15 protein-coding genes and 1 pseudogene are annotated in these 16,613 nt (G+C 60.9%); 5 read left to right on the plus strand and 11 right to left on the minus strand.

The genetic code is table 11. From position 1 onward, the window contains the following. Positions 1 to 109 (plus strand): annotated as a pseudogene (locus BN1130_RS23095) (transcription/translation regulatory transformer protein RfaH); the annotation flags it as partial. 85 nt (positions 110 to 194) lie between these two features. Here the strand turns inward: BN1130_RS23095 and BN1130_RS03310 are convergent. From BN1130_RS03310 to arcB, 4 genes are all read right to left on the minus strand, one after another. After that, a complete protein-coding gene (locus BN1130_RS03310) occupies positions 195 to 2,168 on the minus strand; it encodes a HAMP domain-containing methyl-accepting chemotaxis protein (protein ID WP_042040315.1) in 1,974 nt (657 codons plus the stop codon). 301 nt (positions 2,169 to 2,469) lie between these two features. Next, positions 2,470 to 2,673 (minus strand): YjiS-like domain-containing protein, encoded by a 204-nt coding sequence (locus BN1130_RS03315; protein WP_005892507.1) that lies wholly within the window; start codon positions 2,671 to 2,673, stop codon positions 2,470 to 2,472. A 318-nt stretch (positions 2,674 to 2,991) separates the two neighbouring features. Next, complete coding sequence (gene dgt / locus BN1130_RS03320; RefSeq protein ID WP_042040316.1) at positions 2,992 to 4,365, minus strand: dGTPase; 1,374 nt, start codon at positions 4,363 to 4,365, stop codon at positions 2,992 to 2,994. Between the two features lie 4 nt (positions 4,366 to 4,369). Beyond that, a complete protein-coding gene (arcB, locus tag BN1130_RS03325; protein WP_042040317.1) occupies positions 4,370 to 6,685 on the minus strand; it encodes an aerobic respiration two-component sensor histidine kinase ArcB in 2,316 nt (771 codons plus the stop codon). A gap of 320 nt (positions 6,686 to 7,005) precedes the next feature. Between arcB and BN1130_RS03330 the strand changes: the two genes are divergently transcribed. Next, the gene (locus BN1130_RS03330; protein WP_042040318.1) at positions 7,006 to 7,992 is read left to right on the plus strand and encodes a DUF2860 family protein; all 987 of its coding nucleotides are present in this window, start codon (positions 7,006 to 7,008) and stop codon (positions 7,990 to 7,992) included. 96 nt (positions 7,993 to 8,088) lie between these two features. Here the strand turns inward: BN1130_RS03330 and BN1130_RS03335 are convergent, their stop codons facing one another. The 4 genes from BN1130_RS03335 to BN1130_RS03350 all read right to left on the minus strand — a co-directional run bounded on the left by BN1130_RS03335 (position 8,089) and on the right by BN1130_RS03350 (position 11,144). After that, positions 8,089 to 8,793 carry a DUF3334 family protein gene (locus BN1130_RS03335; RefSeq protein WP_042040320.1) on the minus strand — a complete coding sequence of 235 codons (705 nt, stop codon included), beginning with the start codon at positions 8,791 to 8,793 and terminating at the stop codon, positions 8,089 to 8,091. Between the two features lie 98 nt (positions 8,794 to 8,891). After that, positions 8,892 to 9,329: an HIT domain-containing protein gene (locus tag BN1130_RS03340; RefSeq protein WP_042040321.1), complete on the minus strand. Its 438-nt coding sequence runs from the start codon at positions 9,327 to 9,329 to the stop codon at positions 8,892 to 8,894. A gap of 113 nt (positions 9,330 to 9,442) precedes the next feature. After that, a complete protein-coding gene (locus BN1130_RS03345) occupies positions 9,443 to 10,081 on the minus strand; it encodes a DUF2057 domain-containing protein (protein ID WP_042040352.1) in 639 nt (212 codons plus the stop codon). Between the two features lie 163 nt (positions 10,082 to 10,244). Continuing rightward, positions 10,245 to 11,144, minus strand: coding sequence for a LysR family transcriptional regulator (locus tag BN1130_RS03350; RefSeq protein ID WP_042040322.1), 900 nt, complete (start codon positions 11,142 to 11,144; stop codon positions 10,245 to 10,247). A gap of 98 nt (positions 11,145 to 11,242) precedes the next feature. On the opposite strand from BN1130_RS03350, the gene BN1130_RS03355 reads away from it, so the two are divergent. Beyond that, complete coding sequence (locus tag BN1130_RS03355; RefSeq protein ID WP_042040324.1) at positions 11,243 to 11,845, plus strand: short chain dehydrogenase; 603 nt, start codon at positions 11,243 to 11,245, stop codon at positions 11,843 to 11,845. A 130-nt stretch (positions 11,846 to 11,975) separates the two neighbouring features. On the opposite strand, the gene BN1130_RS03360 is transcribed toward BN1130_RS03355, so the two are convergent. The 3 genes from BN1130_RS03360 to dapA form a co-directional block, all read right to left on the minus strand. Then, positions 11,976 to 13,079: a phosphoribosylaminoimidazolesuccinocarboxamide synthase gene (locus tag BN1130_RS03360; protein ID WP_042040325.1), complete on the minus strand. Its 1,104-nt coding sequence runs from the start codon at positions 13,077 to 13,079 to the stop codon at positions 11,976 to 11,978. A 145-nt stretch (positions 13,080 to 13,224) separates the two neighbouring features. Then, positions 13,225 to 14,352: an NlpB/DapX family lipoprotein gene (gene bamC / locus BN1130_RS03365; protein ID WP_157013878.1), complete on the minus strand. Its 1,128-nt coding sequence runs from the start codon at positions 14,350 to 14,352 to the stop codon at positions 13,225 to 13,227. Further along, a complete protein-coding gene (gene dapA, locus BN1130_RS03370) occupies positions 14,345 to 15,232 on the minus strand; it encodes a 4-hydroxy-tetrahydrodipicolinate synthase (protein ID WP_042040328.1) in 888 nt (295 codons plus the stop codon). Before dapA ends, bamC begins: the two co-directional genes overlap by 8 nt. Before the next feature lie 190 nt (positions 15,233 to 15,422). On the opposite strand from dapA, the gene BN1130_RS03375 reads away from it, so the two are divergent. After that, complete coding sequence (locus tag BN1130_RS03375) at positions 15,423 to 15,956, plus strand: glycine cleavage system transcriptional repressor (protein ID WP_042040329.1); 534 nt, start codon at positions 15,423 to 15,425, stop codon at positions 15,954 to 15,956. A 58-nt stretch (positions 15,957 to 16,014) separates the two neighbouring features. After that, entirely contained in the window at positions 16,015 to 16,479 is a 465-nt protein-coding gene (gene bcp, locus BN1130_RS03380) for a thioredoxin-dependent thiol peroxidase (protein ID WP_042040353.1), read from the plus strand. The last annotated feature ends 134 nt before the right edge of the window (positions 16,480 to 16,613 follow it).

Here is a 16,613-nt window from a genome sequence, read left to right on the forward strand (position 1 = left end):
ACTGACATAAATCCCGATGGTGAGAAGCGCACCCTCTCTGCTGGTCAGCCTGCTCAACCAGGAAATCAGCAGCAGCTTCGACAATCAGGCCTTTCGCCGTCTGGACTGATAGCGCCCCAGCGGGCACAGGATCCGCCAATATAACAAGGCCCCGCAACCTGACAGGTTGCGGGGCCTTCTCGTTGTGGATCAAGTCATTGCAATTCGAAGCGGCTGATCGCCAGACTGAGCCGCCCCGTGTCTTGAGCGAGGCGGGCAACGATGGCCTCCCCTTGCTGGCTATGGTGGCTTGACTGGGCGCTGAGCCCAGCTATCTCCTCCACGGTGCCCGCCACTTCCCGGGCGGTGCGCGATTGCTGCTCAGTGGCCGTGGCGATGGTGGCAAGCTGAAGGCAGAGCGCCTGTACCTGGCCGATGGCCCCCTGCAGGGTCTGACTGACGCTGCCGACCGCGCGGCTCCCCTCCTCCACCAACAGGGTGCCACCGCGCACCGTGGCCACGGTCTGACGGGTCTGCTGCTGGATACTGGCGATGGTCTGGCTGATTTCGGCGGTGGATTGGCTGGTGCGGCTGGCCAACTGGCGCACCTCGTCGGCCACCACGGCGAAGCCTCGCCCCTGCTCACCGGCCCGCGCCGCCTCGATGGCGGCATTGAGAGCCAATAAATTGGTCTGCTCGGCGATGGTGGCGATCACCTCGGTGACTCTGCCCACCTGCTCGCTCTGGGCGCTAAGCCGCATCATGGCGTCATTGGCCTCGGCTATCATGGCGGCGATGGCGCCCATGGTATCCACCATCTGGCCGAGTGCCTGATCCCCGCCCCGGCTCTGCATTTCGGCATCCGCCGCGGCGCGGGCGGCCTGGGCAATGCTGCCTGCGACCCCTTCGCTGGTGACCGAGATCTGGTCAATGGCTGCGGCGACATTGCCCACCCGCTGATGCTGGCTGGCGAGATCCGCCACTATGGTGCGAGTCGTGTGACTCACTTCACCGCAGACCCCCTCCACCTGATTGACCGCGCCCTGGATATCGGCCACCAGCTGGCGCAACTGGGCCGACATCTGGTTCAGAGAACCGGTCAGCCCCCCCAGCTCATCACGGCGGCGCAGCGGCAGTGGTTCGGCGGGCAGGCAGCCGGATGCCACCAGACTGGCACGGCGCTCGAGCAGACGGATGTCCCCCGTCAGATGGCGACTGAGCCAGAGGGCCACCAGGGTGCTGAGCAGCAAGACGGCCAGGGTAGAGGCGATCAACATGGTGCGAATACGGCTACTGGCACCATCCATCTGCGCCCCCATTCGCGCCACCTCGGCATGGGTCTGACTGACCTGATCCGCAAGCTGGCCGGCCAGCTCGTGCAGCGCAGGCTCTATCTCTTTGGCCATCAGATAGTTGGCTCTGTTCCAGTCCGGTGCCTGACGTTTGGCGATCACCTGCCCGACCAGGTCACTGAAGGGGGTCGACATCTCCTCGAACAGCCCCCAAAGCCTCTTCTGCGCCTCGGTGAAGTCGGCAGCCTGCCCCCCGATCTCCGCGACCCGCTGGCGGTGGAACTGGTAGTAATCCTGATACTTCTGACGGTAGTCAGCCTCCCCCGAGATGAGGTAATCACGCAGCGCCGAGAGTGCGTTGGATAGACCGTTATAGGCATCCCCCACCTGTTTGAGCAGGCGGCGTCTGTCTCCGGGCAGCAGGCTCTCCTCGCTCGCCACCTCCTCGTTGGTGAAGGATTGCAGCTGATCCAGGGCAGCCTCCGCCAGGGGACCGGCTTCTTGCAGCATCAGGGTATGGGCAGGCAGGTTGTCATCGGTGTGGGCCAGATCCCACAGCTGCTGCTGACTCAGCTTGAAGGCGGCCAAGCGCTCACCCAGCGCCGGGGCCATGGTCTGCCCCTCGATGCGCTGCCAGGCATCCTGCCACTCCTGCTTGAGCCGCTGTGCCTGGGCGGGATCCTCACCGAGGATGAGATAACCACGCAGGGCTGAGACGGTGGCCACCAGCGCCTTCTGACTCGCCTCATCTCGCTGCAAGGCGGGCAGGGCCTGGTGCATCAGTGCCTGTTCCGAGGCACTGATCTTGTTTTGTTGATGATGAATGAGTACCGCTGACAGCAGGATCAGCAGATTGACGAAGCCGAAGGCGAGTAACAATTTTGCGGCAATTTTCATGAACATCCTTGTTCCGGGGAGAGCGCTTGAGCGCTGCGTCGATGAGTCTGGCGACCAGCGGACGCTACCTGTAGCGAGCTCTGCTGATGGCGGGGCGGCTCCTTGCCAACCAGGTTCGAGACTATCACAGTCACAACTGGCAGGGGCAGCCACTGACCTCACTACCGGGTGGCCCTTCAGGACTTATCGGACCGATGGCGGGGGTTCATGAGGGAAAACACCGGGGAAGATAGAATGATTTTCGGCGAAGCGGGCCCCGGGGGCCCGCTGTTAGCCGGGATGGGGGCAAGGCCCCCATCCATCAGGTTATTCGATTCCCAAGCCGGTAATCGGTTTGGTATTCCCGCTCACGCAGGTGGGAAACCTGCACGGCCTCTCCTTCCAGCCCAATGTCTTTGAGCAGGGCGGGCGAGAGATTGAGCAGGGTACGGCGCTGCTCGATACGGGTGATCCGAAACTCGATGAGGCGCGCGGCGCCACGCAGCAGGGTCAGTTCGATAGACATATGATCTCTCCGTTTGAACGTTGCAGTTCTCCCGAAGAGCGGGGAAATTCACCCGGCGGAAGAACCGCGGGTGATAAATAGTGACAGTGTTACCTGCTCACTCCACGCGGTAAAAGGGTACGAACGGACACACGGTCAGTGCCGTGTCGAGTCGCAACGTTGAACATTGAATGTTGCATATTCGTCTCCTTAACGTGAAAAGTGGAACAAGTGTCGAGAGTGTAAAAAAGCAGCGGATTCAATTCAAGCGTCCCCCTGGCCCTCACCCCCATCTGGGGAGGGAGACCACTTAAACCTGTCACTGCGGGGATGACCGCCTCAGATGCCGGAGAGCAGCCGGTACTCCTCCAGCACATAGGTATCCGTCATGCCGCTGACGTAATCGAGCAGCAGCCGCATCCGGTAATACCACTCCTGCTCGGCGCGACTCTGGAAACGCGCATCCAAGCTTGCCACCGCCAGGCGGTATGCCTTGAGGTGGCGCGCCGACAAGCGGTGGAACAGGCGACGGGCGAAGAAGAGTTCGGCCCCCCCTGCTCCTGCCAGCAAGCGGGCAAACTGGGGCTCTGGCAAGGCCAGCAGGCAGGAGTAGGTCGACAGCACGCCACGCAGGGCGGCATAGCCTTCAAGCTCCAGCGCCTCCACTTCCGGGCGCATGAACACCTGTTCACGGGCCACTTGCTTCAGGGTCTCGAGCACCCGGGCCGCCGGGGCCTGGCCACTGAGCAGCGCATGGGGGTAACTGCCGCAGAGGATAGCCTCATGCTCGGCCAGATAGGTCTGCGCCGCCAGGGCCACCAGATCATCGGTCAGCCGCTGCCGGAAATGAGGGAAGAACCCCTCGGGCGCCTGTCGGGATTCTTGCAACAAGGCCTGCATATACTCCCCCTCGTCGGCCCGCGCCAAGGCGCGCCTCAGCTCGCTCTGGCTGAGGATGCGCCTGTCCACCGCATCCTCGAGATCCGCGATGCAGTAGGAGATGTCATCCGCCGCCTCCATGATGTAGACCAAGGGGTGACGACAGCCAGGGGCCAGCCCCAGGCTCAAGCTCAACTGTGCATAGAGGGGTTGCTCACTGAAGAAGATGCCGCGCTTGGTCGCCCAGCCATGATGCTGGGCCTGGCCGCCGGCGTGGCTGAGCTGCTCCGGGTATTTGCACAAGGCAGCCAGCTGCCCTAGGGTCAGGTTGAGCTCATGCAGGCTGTGCACCAGGCGCAGGCTCTGGGCATTGCCATCAAAGCCGAGCAGGTCGGCGCGCAATAGCGGCCACTGCTCGCTCCCCTGCCCCACGGCCATCGCAAACAGAGGATCGAGCTGTTCGCCGAGCCACTGCCCCATCACCTGCTCACCAAAATGGCCGAATGGCGGGTTGCCCACGTCATGGAGCAGGCAGGCCATCTCCACCAGATTGATAAACGACCAGGGGCAGACGGCATCCAGGGGCAGTGCCCCTAAAATTTGGCGACTGATCTGGCGGCCGGTCTCCTGCACCTCCAGGGAGTGAGTCAGCCGGCTACGCACCGAGGCCTTGACATCAAGAGGGAACACTTGAGTCTTTTGCTGCAGGCGGCGCACCGGCGCCGCCTGGACGATGCGGGCCCGGTCAAACTCGGTCGCCGCCAGCAGGCTCTCCTCCCCCTCAGGCAGGATCCGGGGATGGATGCGCAGGGCCGGGATCAGGGTCTGGTACATGGGGTCACTCCTGCAGCCAGCTGCGTAGTCGGGCTATGTCGCCGGGATAGGCAAGGCGCAGCGATTCAATCCAGTCTTCCACATTCTCCCACCAGGCGGGCTGATCCGGGGTCTGGATAAGTTGGGCCAGCTGTTGCAGGCGACGCAGGCCGATGGAGCCGGCGGCCCCCTTGATCTTGTGGGCCTCCTCCACGACTCCCGCCTGATCCCTGGCAATCATGTTCGAGTCGAGCACGGCCATGTAGTCCGGCATCATCTTCTCGAATAGATCCACGCTCGACAGCAGGATCGGCTTGCCGACCGTGTCGGCGTAGTCAGTCAAAAAGCCCAGATCCAGCAAGTCGTTCTGCAGCGTCTGCTCGGTGGCGGCCTCAGCCTCCTCGTCGGTCAGATCGGCAAACAGGTGAGCGATCACGGCGCGCACCGCCTGGGAGCGCAGCGGCTTGTTGATCACATCCTGCATGCCGCGCGCGAGGTAATACTGGCGATCGCCGGTGACGTTGGCGGTCAGCGCCACCATGGGGGGCAGGCTGTCGCCATACTGGTCCAGCAGGGTACTGGCGACATCGAATCCGGTCATGTCAGGCAGCTGGATATCGAGCAGGATCAGATCGAAGTCATCCGGATTGGCCATGGCGATGGCCTCACTGCCGGTGCGGGCCACCTTGACCTCATGCCCCAGTTTACCGAGCAGGGCGCAGGCGACGGTGACATTGAGCTCGACATCCTCCACCAGCAGTATGTCGAGGGTGAGACCACTGTCGGGGGACTCGGGTTCGCTCACCGGCTCGACGCAGGCCACCTCCAGCTCGGCGGTGAAGCAGGAGCCCTCCCCAACATCGCTGTCCACATAGAGCTGACCGCCCATGGATTGCACCAACTGGCGGGAGACCGCGAGACCGATACCGGTGCCGGTGGCATGCTTCTGCCCCTCCACCTGGTAGTACATGGCGAAGATCTTCTCCTGCTGGGGACGGGGGATGCCGATGCCGGTGTCTTCCACCTCGAAGTGCAGTGCCAGCTTGCCCGGCGCTTCGGCCTCATGGGCGAGGCAACGGATGGTCACCCCCCCCTCGTCGGTGAACTTGACCGCGTTGCCCACCAGATTCCACAGCACCTGACGCAAGCGGGTGCCGTCGGCCATGACGAACTGCGGCATGTCGCCATCCCGGTCGAAATGCAGATAGAGCCCCTTCTGCTCGGCCTGGATGCGCGACAGGGTCTCCAGCTCATCGAGGAAGGCGGGCAGGTCAATGCGGGTCGGTACTATCTCCAGCCTGCGCCGGTCGAGTTTGTCGAGATCGATGATGTCGTTGAAGATGTTGCCGAGGGTCACGGCGCTCAGGTGGATGGTCTTGAGCTGCTGGTGCTGGGCGGGAGAGAGCGGCGTGTCCATCAGCATCCGGCTCAGGCCCACTATGCCATTGAGGGGGGTGCGCAGCTCGTGGCTGATGGTGGCGATGAAGGTGGTCTTGTCGCGACTCGCCTTCTCCAGCTTGTCCTGATACTGCTTGCGCTCGGTGATGTCACGGCCAAAGCCGAGCAGGCCGAGCCGCTTGCCGAAACGGTCGAAGAAGGGCACCTTGCGCAGTTCGAAGTAAGCCTTGCGGCCATCGGGATATTCGAGCCACTGCTCATAGGTCATGGGTTCATTGGTGGCGAATACCTGTCGGTCGGTCTCCACCACTTTATTGGCGATATCCAGCTTGTAGACATCAAATGGCGTCAGACCGATCAGCTCAGCCTCGACCCGGCCGGTGAGCTGCTCCATGGCGGTATTGCAGCCGGAGAACTGCTCGTCCTCGTTGCGGTAATAGACCAGATCCGGGGAGCAATCGATGAAGGATCGCAACAGGGCGGTGCGCTCCCCCAGGTGCAGCTGGGCCTTCTCGCGCTGAAACACCTCATTCTCCAGATCTTCGATGGCCTGCTGGCGCAAGGTCTCGGCCCGGTTGGTCTCGGCTATCTGGACGTTGAGACGACTGATGTTCTCCTGTAGCTGGCTGTTGAGTTCGAGGTCGCGCTCGCGCATCTCTTGCAGCTTGCGCACCATACGGCTCAGCCGTTGCCGGGAGTCCTCGAGTTGATCCACCACGATGGAGAGAAAGTAAACGGCCCAGGGGGTGACCAGCAGACCGAAGAAGACGGAGCGCACCAGATCGACCACATCGATGGTGCCGCGCAGAAACAGGGTCACCCCCATCTGGATGGAAACCGCCAGCACTATGATGGCCGCCGCCAGGAACATGCTGAATCGCACCAGTCCCAGCTTGGTCATCAGATCCACATAATACTGGGCCCAGGATTTAATCTGCTTCATCTCGTTGTTTTCTCCCCGTTATTCGCTTCCCAGAATACCAGCCTCAACGCCGGAACGCTTGCCCTCCCTCACGGGGATGGCGCCTCGCCCCCGCCTTTGTGAGCCAAGCCCCACTGGCGTCCATGCGGCGATCTGCTCCTGGTCAGCCCCGGAGGAAGCAAGAGCCCGGCTCCCCCGCCCTTTACCTGACAAAAAACTCAGTAGAATGGGGCATCACGCCTCGGCCAAAACAGCCTCCATTGGCGCAGACAGCCGCCCATCAGCGCCCTATAATGCCCATCGCTTATTAGTTTGAAACGTTCTCGTTTGAGGAGTGAGAAATGCACAAGAGTCTGTTGCTCGGTCTCGGCTTGTTGGCCGCAGGTCCCCTTCATGCCGAGATCATCGAGATCCCGGCACAGTCTGGTTTCTCCGGCTTCCTGCTCGGTGGCATCAACGCCAGCAGCTACGAATCCAACTTCTACAAGGGACATGACAGTCATGACCGCATCGACAACCTGGGCTCGGCCGAGCGCTCCGATGGCCTGACCCCCCTGATCAATGCGGATCTGCGTTACACCTTCGCCGACTCCCGTACCCAGTTGTTCCTCGGTAACCTTATCCAGGATGCGGTGCGTTTCGACTTCACCCAGCAGTTCGGGGTGCGGCAGCAACTTGGCGACAAGGGCATCATCGCCGGCTCTTACGTGTTCAGTGCCCTGCCCACCGAACAGTGGCAGGATCCCTTCGCCACCGGGGTAGACAGAGAGACTACGGATCGCAGCTCCCGCGGCATACGTCTGAGCTGGGACAAGATCTGGGGCTCGAATTTCAACGGCAAGGCGACGGTGCGCAAGATTGATATCGACAACGAACACAGCGGCGAACGCTATGGCCACGATGTCGCCCAGCAGCTGGATCGCAACGGTCATGAGTATGCATTTGAACTCGGTTACCTGTGGCGCTTTGCCCCGGGTCAGCTGCTCGAGCCTGCACTGGTCTACAAGCAGGCGGATCTCGATGGCCGCGCCGAGAGCTATGACAGCACAGGTGTGCAGCTGAGCTATGGCGTCAAGGGCAGCCAATGGTCTCTGGTCAGCAACCTCTATCTGGGCCAGCGTGACTACGATGCCGTCCAGCCCATCTTTGGCCGACGCGCCGATGCCAAAGAGTTCGCCCTCGGTGGATCCTTCTTCTGGCACCAGCTGTTCGGGGTCGCCCCCCTGTCCGGAGTGGTGAGCGCCAGCTATGCCAAGGCCGATTCGGACATCAGCTTCTATGACAGTAACGCCAGCTCCCTGAGCGCCGGCCTGCTCTACAACTTCTGAGTGCTGAGCTCATAGCAAGAAGGCCACCCTGGGGTGGCCTTCTTGCATCAGGGGTGGGCGGTCGGCCCACGCTGGCGAGCACTCGCTAACCCGGAACTAGAGGCCGAGGGAGTCGAGCAGATCGTCATGATCGTTGGCCATTGCGGCCTTGGGAGCGGCGCTCGGCGGCGCCACCTGGCCCTGTTTGGTGAGGGCAATCAGCTCGTCCGGGCTCAGCTCCTCCTGATCCCGTCCCTCATTGTGCAGACGGATGAACTCCGCCTTGTCCATCGCCAGCTCCAGATAGAAGATGTTGTTGCGGGCGGTGAAGAAGGTGACACGGCGCGACTCAGGATTATCCAGGTTGGTATCGACGCTCAACATCACCTGCTTGTTCAGGGCCAGCATCTTGGGCTGGTTCTGGGTGATGTGAGTCTCCAGATCGCGACCCACCTTGTGGGTGAAGTTGCCGACTATCTGGTTCATCAACTCCCCCATCACGTTGCTCACCTCGTCGGAGGTGTGGGAGATGGCGAGATCCGCCTTGGAGAGGCCCATGCTCAGCATGTAGCTCTCGTAGAGCTCCATGGCCGCGGCGGCAGAGAAGTTGATCACCACCAAACCGGAGAAACCGCCGTCGAACAGCACGAAGCAACCGATGTCGGGCTTGAGACAGGTCTTGCTTATTTTCTGCACCATGCCGGAGAAGCGCACCTGACTCTGGCTGGCGGCACTCAGCACCTTGGTGACCGAGTTGCACAGGCTCAGTAGTACATCTTCCGTGGTCAGCACGGTATCGTCATCGGCTCTCGTTACTATCATGATCTCTTCCTGAACGGCGAAAATGGGCTTATCTATAGCACAACTCGGCGGCGCGCACTGCTCCTTGCCATCAGGCTGGGAGCCAGAGCCCTCTTGAGTCACTCATCAGCATTGACTGGAGTGAAATCGGCGAGGGTGGCGAGCGCCGTCCGCCATGTATCGGCCTCGCTCGCCAAAACTTGTGGATCATAGGCGATGACCGGGTGAGCCCCCCAGATGGGACCCGGCCAGGCCTTGTCGGCGATGAAGCGCGCCACATGATGCAGGTGCAGTTGGGGCACCAGATTGCCGAGGGCCGCCACATTGAGTTTGTCAGGGCGCAGGCGCTGCTCCATCAAGGTCGCGACGGCGCAGGACTCCTGCATCAACTGCTGCTGCTGAAGGGGAGCCAGATGATGGATTTCCCGCAGATCGGCAACCCTGGGCACCAGGATCAACCAGGGATACTGACTCTCTTTGGCGAGCAAGACACGGCACAGGGGCAAGTCGCCGAGCACTCGGGTGTCGGCGGCCAGGCGGGGATGCAGTTCGAACATGAAAACCTCGGCGCGGTTAAGGGGGCACTGATGTGGGCCCACCTTACTGTATGCGCTTTGGCAAGGAAAGCAGGAGAGCGGACGGCAAGCGCGCTCTCCTGCTCGCCACGACACTAGAGCTGAGGAACGGCCCAGCCGATGAAGCGCTTGCGCAGCGCCGGATCGGCCTGCAGGAACAGTTGCTGCAACTGGGCTTCCAGGCCGCTGGCGCTCAGCGGCCGAGGGCTCACCCCCTGCACGGCCTGCGCCGGGGCGATCAGTGCCAGCGCCGCAACCCCGCCATCCCGGTTGTAATCGGCCAGGCGCTCGGGCCAATCGATGCCCAGTTGCAGACCCTGGCTGGCCAGCTCATCCTGAGTGAAGGCGACCGGCTGGCCCTGACCATCGTCCAGGCTAAGCTTGGGCGCCTTGGCAAAGGCGGCCATCTGCTCGCCACTGTTCAGTGCACCGGCGGCGACATCCGGCAGCAGTTGCAGCTGACCGCTGTGGCGTTCGACCCGAACCACCTGCGGCTCCGAAAGATGATGGGTGTCGTTGTCGCTGCTGGTGCGGCTCTCTTCCACCCCGTCATAGCGGATCAGCAGCTGAGCGACCCCCTCCTTCAAGGTGGCGCTGTGCTCATCGAGGATCTTGCCCTCTTGCACCGCCAGCAGCTGAAACGGCGCAGGCACCGATACCCTGATCTCGGCCAGCGCGGCCGCACTCCATGACCCTGCGCCCAATAACAGGGCAAGGCCCCATGCTCTGTTCATCTTGTCATCCATTATCTGTTGCACTCATGGCCCGCTACCTTAACGAGCCTTTGTGACAGGCAGATAACAGCCAGGAGTGGCCATCTGGCCGGGGGGATTGTTATTTGAGCACTGTGCGGCGGATATCCTCATCCCCCCTGTTTTACCCAACGCTTGCGCGCCCTCACACCAGATAGTGCGGATGCTCTTGAAACCACGCCTGCAACAGTTGCTTGAACAGTTTGATCTTGCGCGGTACCCGCCGCCGCTGGGCATGGAGGATGTGAATGGGATGCAGCGCGCTTTGCCAGTCGGGCAGCAGCAAGCTCAGTTGGCCCCGATCCAGCAGGGGCTCGACCAGCATCAACGGGCACTTGGTGGGCCCCATGTCGGCCACCGCCAGTTGCACCAGGGTGCTGTAGTGATTGGCGCGTACCCGGCCCTGCACCAGTATGCTGACCTCCTCCCCTTCCCTGTTGAAATGCCACTGCTCCCAGGCAGGATTATGATCCTGCAGCAAACAGGAGTGGGCGGCGAGTTCATAGGGGGTCGTCGGCAGACCATGGCCCGCCACCCAGGCCGGGCTCGCCACCACCACATCCCTGAGCCGTCCCAGAGAGAGGGCGACCAGATTGTCCGGGATCCGCTCCATGGCACGCAGGGCGATGTCATGTTCCCCCTGGCGCATGTCGAGGGCGGTATTGGTGAAGTTGAACTCGACCGTCACCCCGGGACAGAGGCGCGCGAAGCGCTCAAGCAGCTCGGCCGCCATCCTGTCTCCAGTGCTGACCGGGCAGGTGAAACGCAATCGGCCGCTGTCCTCTTCCGTCAGTGCCTGTATGTCCTGCTGAGCCTGCTGGGCCAGGGCAAAGATCTGACCCGCCTGCTGGTAGAGGGTCTTGCCTGCCTCGGTCAGGCTGAGCCTGCGGGTGGTACGCTGCAACAACTGGGCATTGAGGCTGCGCTCCAGGCTGCTGACATGGCGGCTGAGCATGCCTTTGCTCACCCCCAGTGCGTCGGCTGCCGCCGAGAAACTGCCCCTCAGTACCACCTGATAGAAGCTCGATAGATGGCCTATCTCCACTTAATTAACTCCAAAATGACAACAATTGGTTTATTTTAAGCGCTTTTTATTCTTTTTTGGCGCGCTATCATCAACACATCCCAACAAGGAGTGCAGCCATGAAAATAGTGATTGTCGGTGCCAGTGGCACAGTCGGTTCCGCCGTCAGCAGCCTGCTGGCAACTCAACATGAGATTGTCCGGGTCGGTCGCAGCCAGGGGGATGCCACCGTCGACATGACGGATGGTGCCTCCATCGCCGCCCTGTTTGCAGGCATCGGCCGGTTCGATGCCCTGGTGGTCGCCAGCGGCAATGTGGCCTTCGCCCCTCTCACCGAGCTGACCGATGAGCAGTGGCAGCTCGGCCTGGAGAGCAAGCTGATGGGCCAAGTCAAACTGACCCGCGCCGCCATTCCCTATCTGAACGAAGGGGGTTCCATCACCCTGATCAGCGGCATATTGAGCGAAGAGCCCATCAACTGGGGCTGCAGTGCCACCACCATCAATGGCGCCATAGAACACTTCGCCAAGGCGGCCGCCTGCGAGCTGCCCAAAGGGCTGCGCATCAATGTGGTGAGCCCGACCCTGTTGACCGAGTCGATGGATAAGTACGCAGCCTTCTTCCCCGGCTTCGAGCCCGTGCCGGCCGCCCGAGTGGCTCTGGCCTATCAGAAATCCGTGCTCGGGGTGCAGACCGGTCAGGTGTTCAGGGTCAATGCTTGATCCCTGCGGCCTCGCTGCCAAGCCAGATCAGCAATAAAAAACGGGCCCCGCAATGGGGCCCGTTCATTTATCAGCTGGTTGCTTTCATCGCCAGCAAACGTTTGTTTTTCGGCGATAAAAAAGCGTAGCCTCAGTCGATCAGGCCGTACTGCTCACGCAGCACCTCGATGATCTCCTGCTTGGGATTGGCACTGCGCACCAGCTTGTGGCCGATGATCTTCTCGGCGATACCCACGTAGGTGTTGGAGATATCCATCATCACCTCGGTGGGCAACTTGTTGTCCCGAGCCAGGGCAAAACGTTCCGGCATGCGGTGCTTGTTGAGCAGTATGTCCGGATCCGGGAAGTGGTTCAGCAGCCACTGACGGAAACCCTCTTTGGATTTCTCGATGATCTCGCCTTCGCGCAGGGCCGGGCCGTCCCAGATGCGGGAGCTGTCCGGGGTGCCCACTTCATCCATATAGATGAGCTTCTCGCGGCCTTCGGCATCATGGACGTAACCAAACTCGAACTTGGTGTCGACAAAGACCTGATCCAGCGCGGCCAGGGCATCGCTGATGACACTGAAGCCTTCCTTGAGCAGCACTTCGTAGCGATCTATGTCATCCAGACTGCTGAAGTTGAAGCCCTGGTAGTGGCGCTCGATGTCGGCACGGGAGACGTTGACGTCATCGGCCTCGGGCACCCCTTCCAGACCGGTCAGCACACCCTTGGTAGAAGGGGTGATCAGGGTCTCAGGCAGCTTCTGATCCTTATTCAGACCTTCCGGCAGTGTGATACCGCAGAATTCGCGCTCGCCATTCTTGTAGGCACGCCACATGGAGCCGGTGATGTACTGGCGGGCAATGGCCTCGATCATCACGGGACGGGCTTTTTGCACTATCCAGACGAAGGGGTGCGGGATGTCCAGGATGTGGCTGTCGGCCAGTCCCTTCTCCTTGAACAACTTGAACCAGTGGCTGGAGATGGCATTGAGTGCCGCGCCCTTGCCCGGTACGCCGTTCAGTCCGTCCACCCCCTGCCAGATGCAGTCGAAGGCAGAGATACGGTCACTGATCACCATGATGGCCAGCGGCGCATCGGCCGGCACATCATAGCCTTTCTCTCTGATGAGCCGGGCACTGTCTGCCTGGGTCAACCAGTAGACGCTGCGCACTTTGCCGGAATGGACAGGTTTATCGGTACGGATCGGTAAATCGTCATTCACCGCCAATACTTGATCTGCAAGACTCATGGCTTTTAACACTTCCTGTTGTGGGGGTTGATAAAACACACATGCCAGGCCCCTGTTGCTGGGGACTAGCCAAACACACGCACCAAGCAAGCCCCCAGTTTGTAGGGGATTAACCTAATAAAACAGGGGCACTAGGCCCCTGTTTCTATTCTGCTGTTGCTGCGGCTTGATCGGCCTGGGCCTTGGCGAATGCCTCGGACAGACTGATATACATCTGGGAGATAGTCCCGGACGACACAGGTTTTTTATCCTTGTCGAACAGGGTGATGGAGGTCTTGCCCCCCGCCATCTCGCCGAGCTGGAAGCGGTATTTATCCTCCTCCAGCTTGAAGGGCTCAGCCCCCTTGGCTTGCCAGAAATCGCTGCCCGGATCGTCATACTCGACGTCGATCCAGCCCAGAGACTGTTGGGTATCCTTGATGACGAAACCGTAGCCAGGCAGGATCTGGTTGAGGCGACGCCACACCTGATCGAAGGATCCCCCGGCAATCCAGGCGCTCAAATCGTTGTTGTCCAGACCGAGCTGCAACGCCATGCCATCGCTAGATTTGTGCTGCTCGCGCGCCTTGAGCTCTTTGTCGTAATAGAGGGAGAACTGGTTCAGGGCGCGGGTCGCGTAGCGTTTGGCCTCGGCTGGCGTCAGGCTGGTCGTGGTCTCACCGTCGAGGATCTCTTCATGATCGACCACCTTCACCGACATGTTGACCGCATGGCGCTGGAGATCATTTTTCAAGACGAACTGGTAACGCTGACGGATCTGATAATCGTCATCTTCCTCACCCCAGCCATCGAGCGCCAAGGTGTTGTCGAACCAGCCGGTCTCCAGTACACCGCTCTGGCGATCCAGCGTCTCGGTAGTGACCTTGTATTTGGCCAGGAAGTTCATCAGGAAGGCCCAGGTATCATTCTGAATATCCTGCTGGGTGCTCAGGGCATAGAAAGAGACCGTGGGGTCGGCCGCATTGGCCACCACCTGGCTACCCGGTACCACAGTCAACAACTGGGCGGGTGGACGCACGTCCACCTTGGCACCAATGGCGCCTTCGCGGCTGCTCTCGGGCAGGGCGGGGATATTGAAATCGCTGTTAAAGGCGGGGCTCTGCAACCCGGCAGGTATCAGGAAAGCGCGGCCTTCCAGGCGGGCTTCCTCATACTCGAAACCACGGTTGGCCATCTTGCGTTCTGCCGGTGAGCTGCAACCGGCCAGTACGGCCAGGGTCACCACACTCATGGCCAGACGCACTGCACTTCCCTTTCCGTTTGTTTTAAACACTCGCCATCAACTCCGCAGTCGTCAGAGCCTGCGTCATCGCCTGTTCGCCCTCGGGGGTGAGGTCGGTCAGCGGCAGACGCAGGGTCGCCGTCGCTATCAATCCCAATCGGGCACAGGCCCACTTGACGGGGATGGGACTCGGCTCGCAGAACAGAGTCCGATGCAACGGCATCAATCGATTGTTGATGTCATGGGCCAGACCGGCATCGCCAGTCAGGGCAGCACGACACATGTCGGCCATCTGGGCCGCCGCAATATTGGTGGTGACGGAGATGACCCCATCGCCCCCTTGCAGCATAAAATCACATCCAGTCGCATCATCGCCACTGTAGAGAAGAAAATCGGATCCACACAACTCGCGCAGCAGCGGCGTGCGCGTCAGATCGCCGGTTGCCTCTTTCAAGCCGATGATCCCCGGCACCTTGGCCAGCCGAGCCACTGTCTCGGGTTTGAGATCGCAACAGGTGCGCCCCGGCACATTATAAAGAATTTGAGGCAGACCACTAGCCTCGGCGATCGCACAATAGTGACGATAGAGACCTTCTTGGGTCGGTTTATTGTAATAAGGGGTGACAGAGAGACCCGCTACCACGCCAGTTTGGGCGAGACGTTGAGAGAGTGCGATAGCGTGAGCCGTGCTGTTGGAGCCACAACCGGCGATGACAGGCACGCGTCCGCCAGCCAGGGCCACGGTCCTTTCCACAACGGCGATATGCTCCTGCTCACTCAGGGTAACCGACTCCCCCGTGGTGCCGACCGAGACGATGGCCGAGGTCCCGGCAGCCACGTGGTACTCGACAAGACGGGCCAGACTGGCCCAATCGACTTCACCTGAAGCCAGCATAGGGGTGACAAGAGCGACAAGACTACCGCGTAACATGGATATTTCTCCCGATTTTCAGGGGCGTAATGGTAAAGCTGACCCCTTTGAAAAACAAGGGAGGCAGGTGGCAAGCCGTGTTACCATCCGCCACAAAACGGCGCTATGTCCGCAATGGTGTTCCCCTGCGTGGACCCCGGCTCACCCGAGCCTTCTTGCGCCAGAATAATGAATGGACGAGAGAGGACTTATGACGCATTACCTGGTCGTAACGGCCATCGGCACGGACAGGCCTGGCATAGTAAACGAAGTGACTCGCCACGTGAGTGGCTGTGGCTGCAACATTGTCGACAGCCGCCTTGGCATCTTCGGCAACGAATTCACCTTCATCATGCTGCTGTCCGGTGACTGGAACAGCCTGATGCAGCTCGAAATAAGCCTGCCCCTGCGCAGTCAGGAGTGGGATCTCATCACCATGATGAAGCGCACCGAGCGCCACCACTCCCTGCAATATGACACCAATGCCAGTGCCGAGATCCTGATCCGTGACGAGCCGGGCATCGTCAGTCAGTGCACCCAGTTCTTCATTGATCACGGCTGGGACATCCAGGCCATGCAGACCGAAACCCGGGAGCAGCAGCCTTACAACCGTTTCAAGGCCGCCTTTCAACTCAACCTGACCCGCGCGGGCGAGGTCACCGATTCCGAGGCCGCCTTCGCGACCTTTTGTCAGAACCTGGGCGCCGAGTCGTTCGAATTTATCATCCACCGCAAGCATGCTTGAGGTGGGATCCCCCGATTGCCCGCTTCACCAAGGAGCCAAGATGTCCGCCATTGAACCCATCAACCCCTTGTCAGCCGGTGCCATGGCACCCGATTTCACCCTGCAAGATCAGGATGGCCAACCAGTTCGCCTGAGCGATCTGCGCGGCAAGAAGGTACTGGTCTACTTCTATCCCAAGGCGATGACCCCGGGTTGCACCACCCAGGCCTGCGGCCTGCGCGACGTCAATGCGGAGCTGACCGCCCTCAATGTGGAGGTGCTTGCCATCAGCCCGGATGCCAGCACGCGCCTCAAAAAATTCGCACAGCGCGACAGCCTCAATTTCCGGCTGCTCAGCGACGAAGACCATGCCGTGGCAGATGCCTTCGGGGTCTGGGGTCCGAAGAAATTCATGGGCAAGGAGTATGACGGCATCCATCGCCTGAGCTTCCTCATCGACGAAGAGGGCAAGATTGTCCACCGCTTCGACAAGTTCAAGACCAGCAACCACCACCAGGTGGTGCTGGACTTCGTCAAGGGCTAAGCCCATCCCCGCAACCGGGGCTGTCATCCCAGCCATGGCTGGGATGAGACAGATGAAACAAGAGAGGGCCCGGGGCCCTCTCTTGCTGTGTGCCGTTGTGCCGCACTCTCTTTGATGCCCCACGTTGGGCACGG

It is taken from the genome of Aeromonas rivuli (assembly GCF_000820045.1).
GTDB lineage: Bacteria > Pseudomonadota > Gammaproteobacteria > Enterobacterales > Aeromonadaceae > Aeromonas > Aeromonas rivuli.